Origin of the sequence: Catenulispora rubra (genome assembly GCF_015356825.1) — a bacterium.
GTDB classification, from domain to species: Bacteria; Actinomycetota; Actinomycetes; order Streptomycetales; family Catenulisporaceae; genus Catenulispora; species Catenulispora rubra.
Map to the genome: position 1 here is coordinate 1 of NZ_JAACYW010000676.1, position 754 is coordinate 754.

Sequence of the window (754 nt, forward strand, 5' to 3'; positions counted from 1 at the left end):
GTCCAGCTCCGTCCGGCTTGACACCGCCAAACCGGGCAGGTTGGCTGCGCCCGCTGACGCGGCGAGGGACCCAGAACCAACACCCCGCATGGTCCTTCGGACCCCCTAACCGCGTCGCTGGCCATGCGTGGTCCGTCACCACCCGCAGGCGCCAGGGCGCCGGATCTCACCGGCACCGGCACCCGCACCGGCACCCGCACCGGCACCGGCACCCGCACCGGCACCCGCACCGGCACCGGCACCGGCACCGGAAGCCTGGCCGCCCCGGCTCGCGTGCCGCGCCGCTGGTGAACCACAGCTCAGCCGCGCCCCGGGTGCCTCGCCGGGCGCCCGCCTGGCGGCTCGTCCGTTGACAATGTCGCGCGCGGGTCCATACGCTTAACATGTTGGTTAAGTGAAGGGATCTGCCGATGGGCGGCACCGATCAGCTCAGTGCGGTGTTCTCCGCGCTCTCCGATCCGACTCGGCGGGCGATTATTGCCGAGTTGGCTGTGCGGGATGCGACGGTCACGGAGCTCACTGCTCCGCTGTCGATCTCGATGCCGGCGGTTTCGCGGCATCTGAAGGTGCTTGAGCGGGCTGCGCTTATTTCGCGGTCGCAGTCGGGGAAGTGGCGGGCGAGTCGGCTTGAGGCGGCGCCGCTGCGGGAGGCGGCCGACTGGATTGAGCGCTACCGGCGGTTTTGGGACTCGTCCCTCAGTCGCCTCGATGCGCATCTTGCTGCGGTGCAGGCTGCCGAGGGGGGAGCGGGGCG

The 754-nt window shown here is 71.0% G+C and carries 2 protein-coding genes; both read left to right on the plus strand.

The annotated features are described in order from the left end of the window. The first annotated feature begins 123 nt into the window (after positions 1 to 123). On the plus strand, positions 124 to 291 hold the full coding sequence (locus GWK61_RS54905) for a hypothetical protein (protein ID WP_194922345.1): 168 nt from the start codon (positions 124 to 126) through the stop codon (positions 289 to 291). Between the two features lie 119 nt (positions 292 to 410). Then, the coding region (locus GWK61_RS54910; RefSeq protein ID WP_194922346.1) for an ArsR/SmtB family transcription factor at positions 411 to 754 on the plus strand (344 nt) is incomplete at its 3' end.